The organism is Bacillus cereus group sp. BfR-BA-01524 (assembly GCF_022662595.1).
In the GTDB taxonomy this organism is placed as follows: Bacteria; Bacillota; Bacilli; order Bacillales; family Bacillaceae_G; genus Bacillus_A; species Bacillus_A thuringiensis_S.
In genome coordinates this window covers 49,544-66,165 of the sequence record NZ_JAKUDW010000006.1, presented here as the reverse complement: position 1 = coordinate 66,165, position 16,622 = coordinate 49,544, and the positions used below count along the sequence as shown (strand labels likewise).

The following is a 16,622-nucleotide window of genomic DNA, read 5'->3' as shown; positions in this document are numbered from 1 at the left end:
CTGATAGTAATGCCGGTAAAAAATTATGGGGTTTTAAAAGGTCAAGTAGTAGGATATACCCCTCCTGACGATAAGGATAGCACACCTCATTTTACAGTAAATATCTCAGATAATAATAACCGTGAATACGAAATTATTATTAATGTCAAATCAAAAAAAAGTCCATCTGAATTATTGTATTATGCGGGTAAAGATTTTCATTCTGAGCAAATTACAAACCTACCTAACTTAAATTACGGCTTCACAAACATTACTAGTAATAATAAAAAAATTGCACTAGATTATATTCGAGGTAACTTACTTGACCGCTGTAAATTAGTCCCACTTCCAGTAACTGCACCTGGAGAGGATAACGATTTACAAGATAAATTTTTGAATTACATGAAAACATCTGAAAATAATCCAAAAGTCGATATTTATGCATATGGTGAAAAAATCCCTCCTGGAATTCATGATGTCCACATGAACCAAGGAAATGTGGGGAATTTCAGAAAAGATGATGGTATTTGGCAAGATGGTGGAGTACTTTTCCATTATAAAGACACTGATAAATGGGAAGCTGTCTTTTTAGCATTCCAGTCACAATCATGGTGTACGGATGACTCAGGACATGCAATTAAACCTGTTGAAGAATGTAATTACAAAAGTGATTGTTAGTAATGGAGTTTTATAAGTAAAAATGTTTATCTCGAGAATAATGAAAAAGTATTATATAAATATTTTAGATTAAAGGGGGTGTAAACTTATACTGTCTCTTTTCTAAAATCCAAATAAATTGGATTTTCGTTATGTATCTGCTATTCAGATGAAACATGACATTCGGGTTCATGAGTATTGAAAACATATCGATTACCTTGCATCAAGATGATTTGGCAGGAATCTATTTTATCTATAGTTTAAATGTTTAAATTATATTATTAAATTATTAATAATATAATAAAAGAATATACAATTAATATTATATTTTCTCGATTATAAGTACCAAAACTTTTAGTTACCAAGGTTCTTACTATTAAAAGTAAAATTCACTTTAGTATTAATGAACAAAAAAATATTAATATTTCCGTCCCTCCACTAAAATCAAGGGTATTCTTAAATAACTATATAAAATTAATCAATAAATTATATAAATATAAGAATGCATTTATGAAGAAAGGGCTATTTCTTATGACAAAAAATAATTCAAGTATTCCAGAAAATGAATTTTCAACCTTAGTAATGAGTGAAAATGAACAAATTGAAATTCTTAATAAACTTAATAAAAATAAAGGTATTATTGAAAATGATTCGAAAAAATACTTTGATGAAGATGCGGCGAAAAACATTATAGCATCTTATTATAAAACAATTAATTTCAATCAATTAAAACCAAATGAATCATTTAAGGCTTTGCATTCCTTAATAGAAAGTACACATAAACCCGTCAAATATAATCCCATACAATATTTATATAATTGGGTAGATTTACAAGAAGACGGAAATTTAAAAAGTATTTACTCTGGAAACATAAGAAACCCAGAAGAAGTTATTGCTGAAGACATTGAAATGATCACAAAACGAAAAAATGAATTAGATTCACTTCTTACTAATCACTCATTAACTGAAAATGAGTTAGAAACTCACAAAAAGCGAATTGAAGAAAATCATAAATTGAACTGTGAACATGTAGTACCACAATCGTGGTTTCATAAACAGGAGCCAATGAGAGGTGATTTACATCATTTATTTGCATGTGATCCAGTATGTAACTCGATGAGAAGTAACTATCCTTATCATGATTTCCCAGATTATGAAGGGGGGATTGAGCTGGAATCAATTAGACCGAAGTGTGGGAAATTAGAAGAAAGTTTATTCGAACCTGAATACGCTAAAGGTATAGTAGCACGAGCCACTTTATACTTTTTACTAAGATATCCAGATAAAATTACAAATGAAAAAGAAAAAAACATAGACATTGAATTATTACTTAAATGGCACGAACAATATCCAGTAAGCATTTATGAAAAGCATCGAAATCAAAGTATTCAAGACACTCAAGGGAATAGAAATCCCCTTATCGATTTTCCCGAATATGGTCGTAACATTAATTTTTCATTGAGTTCTTCTTGAGTTTTTTTCACAAATTTAATAAATATAAGTTAAAAAGCTTAATACTTACTCCCTTACCTTTTTAAGGTGGGAGTTTTCTTTATTTTAACAAAATAAACCTAATATATACTTTTTAATAACTATATACAAAAAAACCATAGAACCTAATTATTTCTATGGTTTTATATTTATATTTATTTTTTGAGTATCCCATAAAAACCTTAACGTTTTCAGGAAGTATTTCATATCTTATAATATTTCTAACAATAACAATGTTCGGTTTTCTTTCTATATTTCCATTGTTAACTTGTTAATTATAAAAAGTTAATCTCTGATAGTGGATAAAAGGCACGAATTATACTAACATAATCTCTCCCCTGATCAGCAAGGTATATACTTCCCCATCTACAGAAATATTCATTTGTATCATCTCTTATGCCGCTACAGTAATAAATTAGTAGTGGTTCAATACTATATGTTCTTGTAATATATTGATTAAATATCTCGTCAACTATCTCATCAATTTCAGAAAAAGTACTTCTACCATAATTATAAGATTGATCAAACAAAGGAGTGCTACTAATAGTAAACCCTCTTTCCAAATAATGCTCATTATATATACGATTTAATACAAAAGATGTTATACAAATTATATTAGCCTTAATTGCTTCTTTAGGCCATGTTGGATAAAGTTCTGAAGCAGCTACGTTTTTTACATATTCCTTAAATTCCACTTTATATCTTGGAGCTAATTCATTAGGATTTCCATCATGAACGATAATGTATTGAGGGATGTTTAAGATATTTGCATATTGAGGAAAGTGAGAAAACCGGGGATAGTTTGATCGAAGTTGTCTCTCTAAATAATATTCAGTTAATGCATGTTGAGGAATATTAATTGTTTCAATTAATTGGCGTTCTCCTGTTCGATTAACAGGAAGCATTTCCACTCTTTGTTTCGCTGTAGTTTCCGCAAAGATTTGTACACCTCTAATTATTTTAACACCATAGTTAGGTGCTTCGATTGTAAGGACATATTCTGTATAAGGTTTAGGTCCTGAAGGATTATAAGAATACTCTTTAGGAGGCGCTGATAGAGAAATGGGACTTGTGAAACCAATGTCATTTGTTTGGAGTGTAGCAATAACTTGACTGCTATCATCTTGCTTACGAATGAAAACCTTTGCACCCTTAATAGGTTTATCTGTATTCATTTCATAAACAGATACAATTAATTTACCAGTTGATGCCCGATAAGAATGCCGTGTATCATAATAAATTTGATTTTCATTTGAAAATGGATGCGGTTGATAATAAAATTGCTGTCCTAAATCCAATGGATAAGAATAATTTTCATTCAAATCTATTCGTCCTCCTTCTATGTCAGTTCATTTAATTACTACTTGTTTCTTTCACATACATCACTAATTAAGAAAAGGGATAATATCTATTATTATTATTGTAGAATGATTGTGTCTGCTGATAATTGGACACATTTGTCATAGAAGGGGGATAAATAGAAACTGGGTTTTGATTTTGAGAAGGCGCTTGTGTTTTAAGATTTAATCCTCTATTTGTTTGCTGTGGAATTGAATTACTTGTTAAAGACCTTCGGGAAGTTCCCATAGTATATTCTATCTCTTCAAGGACCATCCATAGTTCCTTACGCACTACTCCTGTAACAGTAAAACTTTTTATCTTCTGAAACTCTTTCACTGATACTTCAGTTCCAAGTCCAAAAAAACCATCTAATTGCCCTTCGTAAAAACCATAATCCTTCAATAAATTTTGTAATCTCCTTACAAGTTCTCCTTGGCTACCATTCTGCATAATAGGATACATGCCAGGGAGATTTGTAACATACACATAAATATCATTCATTTTATTCCAAGTTATTTCATCTACAGCCCCATTTTCAGAAAGTTGAAACTGTCTTTGAAAAGCCCTAACTGCATTTGCAGTACTTGAATTGAACGTACCGTTTACTCTCACTTCAGGAATATCTGTATATCTTTTTCTTATATGGAATAAATACTTTTGAATGGTTTCAACAGCAAGATTTTGATCTCCTTCCTTTAAAATTTTCCCTGGGAAAGATTTGACGACTTGTATAAATTCCGCTAAACGGATTTCAATATCTTTATAGTAATATTTTAAAATATCCAAATAGTTCATTCCTTTTTCTGCTAGACAGAATGTTCCCCATTGATATAGCATTCCTGGTCTTTTAGCATATAGGCATGTTTGCTTTTTCCCATCACGATATTGTGTAAAAAACGGTGTGTTTTCTCCATGCTTTGCAAGATATTGCTTAAATACCTCATCCACTGCATCATCAGTAGATTCATAGGTGTTTCTCCCATGAGTATACTTTTGATCAAACTGTGTAGTACTTGTGATGTCGAATCCTTTTCCTTTAAAAGGGTTTACATAAAGACGATTTAATGTAAAAGTCATTATGCAAAGAGCATTAGCTAACAATGCATCTTTTTTCCAACCCGGATAAACCTCAGAAGCGATCACATTTTTTATATAATCTTTAAATCTCATTTTGTAATTTCGTGCAGGTGTATTTGGATGACCATCGTGAACGATAATAAATTCAGGTATTACAATATCCCTATCCCTATCCTTATCGCTATCTACTCTTATCTCTTGTTGTGTCTCGAGTTCTTTTTGTAGTTCCTGTTGGGATTCCTGCTGGGGATATTGTCCGATTAATGTATGTTCCGGAATATCAATTATTTCAACAGAATCCCGTCCATCCGTTCCACTAATGGGTATAAGTTCCATTTTCTGAACAGCAGTAACGTCTTCAAAAATTTGTGTACCGCGCAGTACTACAGGTGCATAACCTGCAGCTTCAATGGAAATTGCATATTCTGAATAAGGTTTAGATCCTAAAGGATCGCTCGCATTCTCTTTAGGGGGCGTAGGCAAGGCAACTGTATTTGTTTCACCGAATTCATTCGTATATAAAGTAATAACCTCACTTTGTCGGGAAGCTAAAATACGCCCTTCATTTGTCATTTTATAAATTGATACTTTGACACCCTTAATCGGTCTTTCTGTGTCTTTTTCAAATATTTTTGCAAATATCTTTCCACTTGGTTGCCGATAAAAAGCTTCCTGACCTTCATCACTCACTCCTGCTATAGAATGTGGTGGATAATTATACAAATTCATCTCTCCTCTCATCAAATCCTATTTATATTAAAACTCTCGTATATAAACAAAATAAAAAGGCCCTTTATCCATGATATTATGCTCAACTCTATTTTTTTGAAATCATATAATTGCCTATTTTCTTTAAAGATTCTATAAATTTTTTTAAAAATGAGTATGGACTACTCTATTAATACTTGACCACTTCCTGCTAATCTACCCGAAAAACTCCTTCAATCCAAAAGGTTAATCTAGTTACACTTTTGTTACATACTATAAAAGTCAAATAACCTTATTTATAAAGGTAATTTTATGTAATTCAAAATTATATTTGTCTATTACAAAAAAGTTATGAATTGAAGATTTCAGTTGATCCATAACGGAATTTTTTGAATTACTCTTTTAAAATCTATATTTTATGAGGAGAAAAAACTTCTTACAAACATTCGAATATAGTAAATTTAATAAAATTAATTTTATTCTTTTAGGATTAGTACCTGTCATATTAAAGTTCAATCTAACTATAATAAGTAACAGTATTCTAAAATCAAGGGGTGAAATATGGAGAATTTACCCACTCTTAAATTAGGCTCTACAGGTTATTACGTAACAGTCCTCCAATTAAATTTGATTGGTTTGGGAGTGAACTACGAGAAACTTACTATTACCGGTTTTTTTGATGAAAAAACAAATAAATATACGAAAATTTTCCAAGAAAAAACTAAATTAAAACCTAATGGAATAGTAGAAGTTAACACTTGGAAATCATTGTTTGAGAACGTAATATTAATACAAAAGAAGTTACAATCTATAGGAATTTATTTTGGACAACTTGATGGAATATTCGGTGTATCAACTATCGAAGCCACACAAGAATACCAAATACGGCAAAATTTATACCCTTCTGGAAATATTACACCTAGAACACGCCACAAATTATTTAATCCTATTTCTCAATCTGAATTTTATACTAGCTCTAATCATTTACACTCCTTACACCCATATGTGGAAATGTTGGCTAAAGAGTTTCTTCAATTAACAAAAGCTAATGGCTTAGATGTTCGAATATATGCAGTGTTTAGGAGCTGGAGTGAACAAGACCAATTATTTTCTTTAGGAAGATGGAAACCAGGTAAAAAAGTTACAAACGCTCGAGGCGGAGAATCATATCACAATTGGGGATTAGCCTTTGATGCTGCACCTTACGAAAATAACTCTATACCCTGGGGTGACATCAAAAAATTCAAGCAAATGGGGTATATAGGAGAGAAACTTGGTTTAACTTGGGGTGGACGCTTTACTACCATAGTTGATTATCCGCATTTCGAATATTCTTTTGGATTAAGTTCTTGGGATCTCCTTAACGGTATTACCCCTCCAATTTTGAATATATAACTTTTCATGTAACTTAAATCACATCAAGAGTTTTTCTATTTATAAAGAAAAAAACATCTTCCAGGTGAGATGCATGTACAGGATTAGGCAGGCCTGATGGAAGCAAGTTAATAAAAGATCTTTAAAATCTCAATGGTTAAAATTAGATGGCCTTATAGGTTAATAGAACCTGAAAATGTAACTGTATTAAAAATAACACTAATCTATTTATGAATTTTATCAAATAGATTAGTGTTATTTCCATTTCGCTTTCTCTGTTTTGTGTACTGACATCATTTCGTAAATTTTATAAATCCATACGTTCTACGGTTTTGAAGCTTAATTTTCGTCAATATAATCGCATTTAATATAGTTTCACGTTGATTTTACTTTAGGTGCAATTATTAGTTGTTTATTTTAAAGTGAAAATATTCCTTTATATAGGAAATCCATAAATTATTTTATATATTTGTACCAATTTTATCTAATGTTTTGGGATTTATCTTTTCCCCATCTATTGTCATCTGTAGTTTTTGCTTCGAATTTGCTGTTACCACCCAAGCATTTGGTAAATAACGATCTTCATGAGATAATGTGGAAGGCGAATTTATAACTTTCCCCCCTAAATATAGGGTAGCAGAAGAACCCCCATCCATAGCCATTGCATTTATAGCACCTTTTTCATATAGAATATCTTGACACTCTTTTAACGTAGCCCCTATACTATGCGTCTGTCTACCGTCAATGACTAGAAACATAATTGTACCATCTTCTTTTTGGGCCATAATACTTCGCGGAGCAGAGCCCCAACCACCGTCTCCTTCTGTAATCATTTTTTCTCCATTTACAATTAACTGTGGCATAAATCCTGCTGCTGAAACGACTTGTTTATCCAAAAGTTGTTGGGTAGAATAATTTCCTGTTATCATTTGCCCGAACTTTGTTAAACCCGTAATAATTGTGGGGGTACTTCTATCCATATTCGTATCAATAGCTTTTCCATTTTCTATTACTATTCCAGTTGCAACATTTCCTCCACCCCTTCCTGTTTCATCAGCAAATCCACTTGCATTCACAGCAACAAGTGCATGATTACGTTTTGCCATTACGCTAATTTTTTCTCCTCTGTTAGCGCCCTGTGTTCCTTGATGGCTAACAAGTTTAACATTGAAGGGATTGCTAATAGTAACTAATTTCCCTTCAAAAAGAAAGCGACTATCTTTGTTACTTTTAATCGTTTCTACATCAATTTCTAATGGCTGATTTTTAAATTCTTCTAATCTTTTGCCTGCTATTTTTTTATAAATATGCTCATCACTGTTTGACCATTTCGGATGATTAATTCTATCTTGCAATTTATCTAGTTCCTTTTGGGATAGGAATGTATATTTCGCATATTGTGGATGCTGAGAAGTCAGTATACTCCCAGCCATTGTTATACGAAGCTCTCGGCCATAGCTAGTACCAAATAATATTCCTATGCCAATAAGCATGAAAATAGACAACAGTAGCAAAATTCGTTTGAAGATTTTTCTTAGATGTTTCATAGTTTTATCCTCCAGCATTCATTACATTCAATAAATCCATTAAAATATTATTTATCTCAAGACATAAGTATTTGATTTCCTCATTCTTGAATTCTCCACTAGATTTTAGCAATCAAGGCAAAATATTTATTACGCATTTCGCTTTTACTTCACTGTATATTTACAAATTTAATAACGTTTTTGCAACCATGAAGTAAATTACTAATCCTGTTCCGTCAACAAATGTTGTAATAAATGGACCCGAAACAACTGCAGGATCTAGTTTTAATTTTCTTAGAATCAATGGTAAAACTGCTGCTACAAGGGAGGCCCAAATAACAATAAATAATAAAGTAATTGCTACAACTTGTGCAACTTCTGTTCCAACTCCTAACATATAAGCACGAGTGAGCCCAGCTACCCCAAGTGCAAGTCCGAGAAGCATACCTATTGCAAATTCTTTTTTTATTACACGGAAAATGTCTTTAAATTTCACCTCTCCGATACCAATTGCACGAGTAATTGTTGCTACAACCTGTGTTCCTGTATTCCCACCAGTACCTACTAATAACGGAACAAAGAAAGCAAGGGCAACTACAGTTTCAATTTCATCTTCAAAATACTTTAATACTGTACCTGTATATGCCTCAGCAACAAAAAGAAGTAATAACCATGGTAGGCGTTTTAAGAAAATGCTCCAAATGCTAGCTTCAAAGTAAGATTGATTCAATGGCTCACTTCCGCCTAACTTTTGAATATCTTCTGTAGCTTCTGCTTCCATAACATTCATTACGTCATCAAAAGTGATAATACCAATCATTTTATTATTTGCTGTTGTCACAGGTATTGCTGCTAAATTATAATTCAGTAGCTTTTTTACAACTTCTTGCTGGTCAACTTCAGCTTGTACTGAAATTACCTCTTGAATCATAATAGTAGATAATATCTCTTCATCTGCTGCTAGTAATAACTCATGTATGGAAACGATTCCCTCAAGATAACCATGACTATCAAGAACATAACTATAAGATATTGATTCTACATTTTCAGAATGTTCCCTAATGTACTTCAATGTCATTTTTACTGACCAATTTCCTCTAACTGCAACAAAATCACTTGTGACAAGACTTCCTGCCGTTTCAGGTTTGAAATTCATCAATTTTTTTACGTTATGTTTTGTAATTTTGTCTAGATACGCCATTAATTTAGCTTGTTTTTCAGGATGAACCGCTAGAAGTAAATCTACTAATTCATCAATCGGTTGTAAATTTAGTAACTTTTTAGCTTTGTTTTCAGATAAGTGAATTAAGATATTATATTTTTCTTCTGCACTCATATATTGAAGAATTTTAGAGCTTTTTAATACGGGAATCGTATTTAGCAATATGATTTGATCTTCAATTGAAAATCTTTTTACTTCTTGCGCAACATCATACGACGGAAGACGTAAAACTTTCTCTGCATCCAAATTATTTTTGGTTACAAGTAATTCTTTTAATAATTTCTTCATGTTAACTCCTCCTCATATTGCTAAGGGAGACTCTAGAGTTTCATGAGTGGTTTTGTTTTATTTTATCTGTCTAAATTTTTTTATTAGAGCAATAATAGTTACATTGCAATCAATTCATTATTTAGAATTACCTCCTTTTTGAATATAGACAAGATAAAACAAATAACATTAAACAGAAAAACCTTTACTCAAAAAGGAGTAAAGGTTTTTTACAATACAAATAAATGATTATTAAGACAGCTCTGCCAAAATCACAGAGGTGCCTTTCTATCAAATCGTATACCACTCCCTCGTTGAGTTTTAGCACTGTATAGCATAGGTTTTTATAACCAGCTACATTAAGAAGGGCCTTAATCCGACCGTTCCTGTTGACCCATTGGCGTCTCTCGACATTTTTGGGCAGCAGCGTTTCTCTATACAGGAGCCTCACCTAACAAAGTTTATTGAATTACTTCAAAATTTAAACCAGAATTTAATATTTGTCAACTGACTTTCAATTCCATTCATAAAAAAATCTTTTATGGAAAATGAAATTATATTTTATTATAAATTTAAAATCCCCCTAAAAAAACATAGAATTCAAATAGATTTAATTCGAAGAAACGTTATAAAACATATGAAACTTATTGTTTTTAAACAAATTCCAACTTTATAACAGAAGATGAATAATTAGTCATTCTGTATATCAAAAGAACATTCAGAAAAAAATCTTCTTTTATGATTAAAATCTTCTTTACTGTTTATCAAATTTATATGGTTAAACTACTTAATCAAACTATACACTACAAGTTGAAAATATATACTTATACAGAATGATTACATACATTTTCTCATATCATTTCTCAAAAGACTATAAAGCAATAAAACAGATAAAATTAGCAATATGGTTACTTGACAAGCAAAAAAAATATATTTATGCTTGCTACACAAAACAAACACATAAAATTTATATTGCTTAACCTGTTAGGTGAGGCTCCTATGCAAACACAGGCTATTGCCCAAAAATGTCGAAAGACGCCAATGGGTAGAACAGGAATTGTCGGATTAAGGCTCTTCATAAGATAGCTAAGTAATGATTTTTCATTACTTTACGTTGTATAGTGCCAAAGCTCTACTAGGGGGAGAAAAGCCTTATTTAGTTATGCCATTTTCAATCCCTCTAGTTACATACTAGGGGGATTTTTTCGTAAAAATCAGGGAGTAAGCGATAGAGTCTTACTAAACAAAAGTCATATTTAGCAATTGACGAGAACAAGATTCTATTCATTAGCAAATGTAATATTATGTTTTGTTTTAAATCAGGAGGATATTAAAATGAAAAAAATATTAAAACTCGATTATCTATTGCTCCTTCCTCTATTCATAACATGTACTTTAGGTATTATCATGATGTATAGTGCAAGCTCCATTGTCGCTGTCCAACATTACGGTTATAACAGTAGACATTTTGTTGATTCTCAATTAACAAAGCTACTTTTAGGAACAATAGGGTTAATAATTTGTGCTTTACTCCCATATGAAATATGGAAAAAACGAATAGTCTCACTCTGTATTATGGTTGGAGGGATTTTTTTATTAATTATGGTTTTATGGAAAGGAAAAGTGGTAAATAATGCTCAATCATGGATCTTTGGAATACAGCCAGCTGAATTCCTTAAACTAGGAACAATACTTGTAACAGCCCGTTTTTTTGCATTACGACAAGAACAAGCTAAAAATAACTGGAGTGGTATCGGAAAACTTTTATTTTTTTTAGCTACAATTTTTTTTCTTATCTTTAAACAACCAAATTTAGGATCTGCACTTTTAATATTAGGTATAGGTTTTAGCATATTTCTTTGCTCAGGAATAAATATTAATCTACTAATCAAAAGAACTACCATCGGTTCTATTTTATGGTTACCTATTTTATATTATTTGATTCAATATAGTTTATCAGAAGTTCAAAAGACACGTATTACTACGATTTTCAATCCCTTTGTTGATGCGCAAGGAAATGGATACCAGCTTGTAAATTCTTTTATTGCCATTGGCTCTGGAGGAATCACTGGTCGTGGGTTTGGAAATAGTATACAAAAAACAGGTTATCTGCCAGAACCACACACTGATTTTATAATGGCGATAGTATCTGAAGAACTAGGATTTATTGGTGTATTTATTATATTGGCTGGAGTTTTGACTATAGTACTTCGCTCCTTAAAAATTGCACAATTATGTGTAGATCCATTCGGCAGTTTTATAGCAATTGGTATAGGATGTATGATCGGTATGCAATCTGTTGTAAATTTAGGTGGTATTACAGGACTATTTCCTCTTACAGGTACTCCATTTCCATTTGTAAGTTTTGGTGGAAGTTCTTTAATGGTCAATTTAATAGCAATAGGAATATTAATTAACATTTCAATTTTTAATAAAATTAAGTTTGATAATCTTAATATATAATTTTTATATTTTAATTTAAAATTTTTTAAATGTATGAATATAAATATTTATGTTCATTTTAATACGAAAAAAGGCAAGCATAAACTTATGCTTGCCTTCCGTTCTCAAAATCAATTAAACCTAAAACAACGTGAGGTTAACCTAATCTAGATACTGTCTTCTACGCCCTATTTTTTACTTTTCTAAAACAATTCCTGCTATTGCATTAGCATATTTTTTAGATTCAAATCCATCATAGTTACTTAGTACTACAACAGACAAATATTCTTTTGGAAACCGCATGAAGTATGAACGATAACCTGCCCAGCTACCTGAATGTTCCAAGTACCGATAGTTAAAACCTTCTGCATGCCTTAGCCCAAAAGCATAATCTTCATTGTCAATAATCGTCTCCCCAGTTGGAGAAATTTCCGGACCTATTTCGCTCATTCTTTTAACAAGTTCTTTTCCGCCAACGGTACCTGTAGTTAAATTTTCTCCCCACTTTACCAGGTCTTCAACTGTTGCATGAACTGCCCCATCACCTGTATGTTCCCAAGGGCTTTCATAGATTTTATATGTTCCTTGCTCATTCTTCGAATACCCACTAGTAATTGGTATAGTAGTTGGATAGTGATCTATAATTGTTGTATCTCTCATGTTTAAAGGGTCAAAAATACGCTCCTTTGTAAACTGACGTAGAGACTTGCCACTTACCTTCTCTACCACTTGTGATAATAAGAAATATCCTGTATTGCTATAATCAAATTTTGTGCCAACAGGGAACCTTGCAATTTGATGACCATTAAGGTGTTTTAGTGATTCTTCCACAGTTAATGTATCAGTAAATTTAATATTTGCTGCTTCAGCCAATGCCATATAATCAACTAGCCCACCAGTATGATGAATTAGATGTCTCAATGTTACAGGTTCAGCATATGTTCCTATAAAAGGGACAAACTTTACAATTGAATCATCTAAATCCAATCTTCCCTCTTGTTCTAAGAGCAATATAGAAAACGCTGTAAATTGTTTAGAAACTGAGGCAATATTAAAAACGCTCTTTGTGGTTATCGGCAGATTTTCCTCTATAGAAGCTAAGCCAACTGCACCTTTATACGTTACTCCGCTATCAAAACTAGCAATATATGCAAAGCCAGGAGCTTTTGGTGAAAACTTTTTTAATAATTGTTTAATCGATGTATGCGTCTTTTCATTATATGTATTATTCACCTCAATCACATCCCCTTCCCTTTAAATGATTAGAAATATATTATCCTGTTATCTTTTTCAATTACACATCTTACTTCAACTCAAAACAACATATTTTATATTTGACTACAATCAAGCACCGACACACTGATTTCTTTAGTTTCTAAATTCTTCTCTTTATAGAGAGCTTGAATCTATTTAGTATTAGTTTCTTTTAATTCCATTTATTTACATATTCAATTCGAGATAAAAGCCAATTTCAAATGCTTTCTAAATTAGGGTTAACTAAAAGAGAAATAAAAAAATTGAAACCAACAAATTAGCATATTATTTTTTATACCTATTGTGATTTCTGTTCTTCACAGTAGCGTGGCTTTCTTGGCAATAAGGTTTTTAGCACAGAGCAGGCACATAGACTTACCTATTGCAGGAAACTCTATTCTCATATTCACGAACTTTATTAGTGTACAAATAATTTACTACCTTATTATTAGAAGAAGTTATTTGCGTCAAATACTTCATTCCATAAATTAAAGTGGAAAATGAGAGAAATGCTGGTGGTATTCCATATATACCTCTTACTTAAAGTCACTTTTTTAGTGAGCTAAGAAAATTCTTTGTTTTACCAATGGAGTAGCACCATATCTCTATCAAGCTAAGAAAATAAAATTCCTCTTAAAATGAAAAAATACGCTATTCTTTCTGCAGAATCAGAGGAAGGGATAACGTATTTTTTGCTTTATGGATATTGTAAAATCTTAGCTTGACGGCGATGTGACGTGCCCCCTATATAGTTGATTCATATTTATTCAACATCGTGCAATTTTTCACCTATTATTCTTTATAAATTGCAAAATTAAAGGCCGGCAAAGGTATTCTAATTATTAAAAGCAGGTGGAATGCTTTGTGGAAAATTGAAAACATCTTCTGGATCGTATTTAGCTTTCACTTGAGTCAATCGTTTGAAGTTTTCACCATAATATAAATTTGACCAATCTTTCATTAAAAGATCAGGTGTGTTAACGTAGACACCTTTCGTAAAAGGAATCAATGCGTGACGAAAATCTTCTACCCAGCGAATCCCTTGTGCAGCTCCCTCAGGTTTGTCCCAAGTGGAAAATAACACCATATTCATTATAGCTTTCCGATAAAAATAAGCAGTAGCTTCCTCAGATACTTCAGAAACAGTCCCACCTAAACCCTGGAAAAATATAGAAACAGTAGAGTTAGGTGGAGCTTGACTTATAAAATGTTGAATCGTAGCAATGCCTTCTTCAGGTAATAAAGCGTCCATAAAAGGCCCTACGCTTTTAAATGGAAAAGGAGTTGCAGGCTGGTGATTAGATATTAACGTTATAGCTTCTAAATAAGACAGTTCTTTTATGTCTACCTTTATAGGTGATCCAATTTGGAGAAGTGGTTGTATCAATTTTTGTAAGTCTATAACTGAACCATGAAAAATCCCATGCATCAACAAGGAAGATGTCTTTTCTGACGACAATAATAATGTAGGAGTAAAGCGTTTATCAGAAGTAGGTAGAGTATACCTTTGCCATTCCTGTATAACAGCTTTTAAATCCTGGTGTCCCCAACTAATTTCAGCAAAACCAACTGTCTTAATTTCCTGAGTACGAAAGCGAAAAGATGTACAAATACCGAAACTTCCACCTCCACCACGTAAAGCCCAAAATAAATCAGGATGCTCCTGATCATTAATCTGCAATACACAGCCATTAGCATCAACCATTTCTATTTCTACTACATGATCAAGTAGTAGTCCTAATGGTCGAGAAAGAATACCTTGTCCGCCACCTAAAGCTATTCCTGCGATAGCTGGTTTAGGACAAACCCCATTAGGAATAGCTAATCCTTCTTTCCCAAGAAGTTCAGCTAAATGGAGATTTTTACAACCAGCTCCTACTGTAACAGTTTTTAATGTTGGATCTATTTTTATTTGATTTATCTCACTGACATCAATTACAATACCACCATCTAAAACTGACAATCCTTCATAGTTGTGACCTCCTGAACGTACTCGGATAGGTACGTTATTATGTAATGACCATCGTACTGCATTCACAACGTCTTGAGTATTTTGTGCAAAGACAACAACAAAAGGGAATCTATTAAAAAATGAGTTAAACGATTGACGTGCTGAATCATATTGTGCCTCACCAGGTGACACAATACGTCCTGTTAAATTTATATCTTCATCATATTGCATATAGAAACCTCACTCTCTGTACAAGAATTTTTAATGTTATCATGTTAATAATATGTATGTAAAAAAAAGTAAGAACCGCCAATTATATTGGTGATTCTTACTTTCTTAAAATTAAACAATTCCGTTCAGCTTTTAAATCGACAAAAGCTGTTTTTGAGTCTTTACTTTTACAATATCGGGTATTGAAGTATGCCTATCAACCTAACAATTCAGAAAAACTAAAAAAACAAAAAACGATCTTTTTTGTTTTAAATTAGAATAAAATCTTGTTCTGGGGGTACTATAAAATTTTAGCTTGCTGGCGATGTGGCGGTACCCCATCGCTATCAAATTAAAAATCATAATCTTCCCTGAAATGAAAAAAGTCATTCTTTATTCAAGGTGAAATACAATTGTTTGCAAAGAGATTCTCCCGATATTTGGTATTATATCCCCTGGAGAAATAGGATTTTTTCAACAGGAAAATATTTTATAGCGGAAAAAATATAATTATATAGATTATAATAATGTGTTTAGAATTGTACCTTTAATGAGGCGTTGTCGATAAGAAAATATTTCTATTTGATTGGGCAAAAAAACAAGAGGATAACGTATCATTAGCCCATAAACTACGTGCTTCCTCTTCAATATTGGAAGGAGAGTAGTAGATTGAAGAAAATTTATTTAAAGGCTATTGACAAAAGTAATTGGGAAGAAGCAATAAGACTATCTGTTAAAGAAGAACAACAAACATTTATTACATCCAACCTTTATTCTATAGCAGAAGTTCAATTTCTAGATAATTTCTATGCCAACGGTATTTATCTTGATGAAAAAATGATAGGATTTACTATGTTTGGGATAGATCCTGATGATAATAATTATTGGATTTATAGACTTATGATTGATGAAAATTTTCAAGGAAAAGGTATAGGTAAACAAGCTATATATCTGGTAATTGATGAGATAAGAAGAAATAATAACGCAAACATTTCTATAATAATGATTGGATATGCTCCTGAAAACCATACAGCTAAATTTGTATATAAAAAAGCAGGATTTATTGAAACTGAATTATCATCTTGGGGTGAACAGTTAGCTAAGTATTCCCTGTAAGCACTTG

General features: G+C 31.9%; 11 protein-coding genes, 1 pseudogene and 2 riboswitches. Of the genes and pseudogenes, 6 read left to right on the top strand and 6 right to left on the bottom strand.

The genetic code is table 11. The features are described 5' to 3' along the window. Nucleotides 1-9: 9 nt before the first annotated feature. Both MR170_RS03385 and MR170_RS03380 read left to right on the top strand, forming a co-directional pair. Nucleotides 10-657, top strand: a complete 648-nt coding sequence (locus tag MR170_RS03385) for a YukJ family protein (RefSeq protein ID WP_001144501.1) — start codon at nucleotides 10-12, stop codon at nucleotides 655-657. Between the two features lie 510 nt (nucleotides 658-1,167). Next, the gene (locus MR170_RS03380) at nucleotides 1,168-2,109 is read left to right on the top strand and encodes an endonuclease I family protein (protein WP_242307205.1); all 942 of its coding nucleotides are present in this window, start codon (nucleotides 1,168-1,170) and stop codon (nucleotides 2,107-2,109) included. 293 nt (nucleotides 2,110-2,402) lie between these two features. Here the strand turns inward: MR170_RS03380 and MR170_RS03375 are convergent, their stop codons facing one another. Both MR170_RS03375 and MR170_RS03370 read right to left on the bottom strand, forming a co-directional pair. Next, nucleotides 2,403-3,449: a SpoIID/LytB domain-containing protein gene (locus tag MR170_RS03375; RefSeq protein ID WP_242307203.1), complete on the bottom strand. Its 1,047-nt coding sequence runs from the start codon at nucleotides 3,447-3,449 to the stop codon at nucleotides 2,403-2,405. Between the two features lie 67 nt (nucleotides 3,450-3,516). Then, on the bottom strand, nucleotides 3,517-5,286 hold the full coding sequence (locus MR170_RS03370; RefSeq protein ID WP_481746778.1) for a peptidoglycan-binding protein: 1,770 nt from the start codon (nucleotides 5,284-5,286) through the stop codon (nucleotides 3,517-3,519). 528 nt (nucleotides 5,287-5,814) lie between these two features. Here MR170_RS03370 and MR170_RS03365 point away from each other — a divergent pair. After that, nucleotides 5,815-6,648: a peptidoglycan-binding protein gene (locus MR170_RS03365; RefSeq protein ID WP_242307200.1), complete on the top strand. Its 834-nt coding sequence runs from the start codon at nucleotides 5,815-5,817 to the stop codon at nucleotides 6,646-6,648. Nucleotides 6,649-7,088: 440 nt separating this feature from the next. Here the strand turns inward: MR170_RS03365 and MR170_RS03360 are convergent, their stop codons facing one another. Continuing rightward, complete coding sequence (locus MR170_RS03360) at nucleotides 7,089-8,174, bottom strand: phosphodiester glycosidase family protein (RefSeq protein WP_242307198.1); 1,086 nt, start codon at nucleotides 8,172-8,174, stop codon at nucleotides 7,089-7,091. 160 nt (nucleotides 8,175-8,334) lie between these two features. Then, the gene (mgtE, locus tag MR170_RS03355) at nucleotides 8,335-9,663 is read right to left on the bottom strand and encodes a magnesium transporter (protein WP_242307196.1); all 1,329 of its coding nucleotides are present in this window, start codon (nucleotides 9,661-9,663) and stop codon (nucleotides 8,335-8,337) included. A gap of 279 nt (nucleotides 9,664-9,942) precedes the next feature. Continuing rightward, nucleotides 9,943-10,108: riboswitch (M-box (ykoK) riboswitch) on the bottom strand. A 507-nt stretch (nucleotides 10,109-10,615) separates the two neighbouring features. Continuing rightward, nucleotides 10,616-10,792: riboswitch (M-box (ykoK) riboswitch) on the top strand. A 185-nt stretch (nucleotides 10,793-10,977) separates the two neighbouring features. Here mgtE and MR170_RS03350 point away from each other — a divergent pair. Continuing rightward, the gene (locus MR170_RS03350) at nucleotides 10,978-12,105 is read left to right on the top strand and encodes an FtsW/RodA/SpoVE family cell cycle protein (RefSeq protein ID WP_242307192.1); all 1,128 of its coding nucleotides are present in this window, start codon (nucleotides 10,978-10,980) and stop codon (nucleotides 12,103-12,105) included. A gap of 174 nt (nucleotides 12,106-12,279) precedes the next feature. On the opposite strand, the gene MR170_RS03345 is transcribed toward MR170_RS03350, so the two are convergent. Beyond that, nucleotides 12,280-13,317 (bottom strand): serine hydrolase domain-containing protein, encoded by a 1,038-nt coding sequence (locus tag MR170_RS03345; RefSeq protein WP_242307191.1) that lies wholly within the window; start codon nucleotides 13,315-13,317, stop codon nucleotides 12,280-12,282. A gap of 197 nt (nucleotides 13,318-13,514) precedes the next feature. On the opposite strand from MR170_RS03345, the pseudogene MR170_RS03340 reads away from it, so the two are divergent. After that, nucleotides 13,515-13,830: pseudogene (locus tag MR170_RS03340) on the top strand (ABC transporter permease); the annotation flags it as partial. Between the two features lie 343 nt (nucleotides 13,831-14,173). Here MR170_RS03340 and MR170_RS03335 read toward each other — a convergent pair. Next, nucleotides 14,174-15,520, bottom strand: a complete 1,347-nt coding sequence (locus tag MR170_RS03335; RefSeq protein ID WP_242307190.1) for an FAD-binding oxidoreductase — start codon at nucleotides 15,518-15,520, stop codon at nucleotides 14,174-14,176. Nucleotides 15,521-16,168: 648 nt separating this feature from the next. On the opposite strand from MR170_RS03335, the gene MR170_RS03330 reads away from it, so the two are divergent. Continuing rightward, nucleotides 16,169-16,615, top strand: coding sequence for a GNAT family N-acetyltransferase (locus tag MR170_RS03330; protein ID WP_242307188.1), 447 nt, complete (start codon nucleotides 16,169-16,171; stop codon nucleotides 16,613-16,615). Nucleotides 16,616-16,622 lie beyond the last annotated feature (7 nt).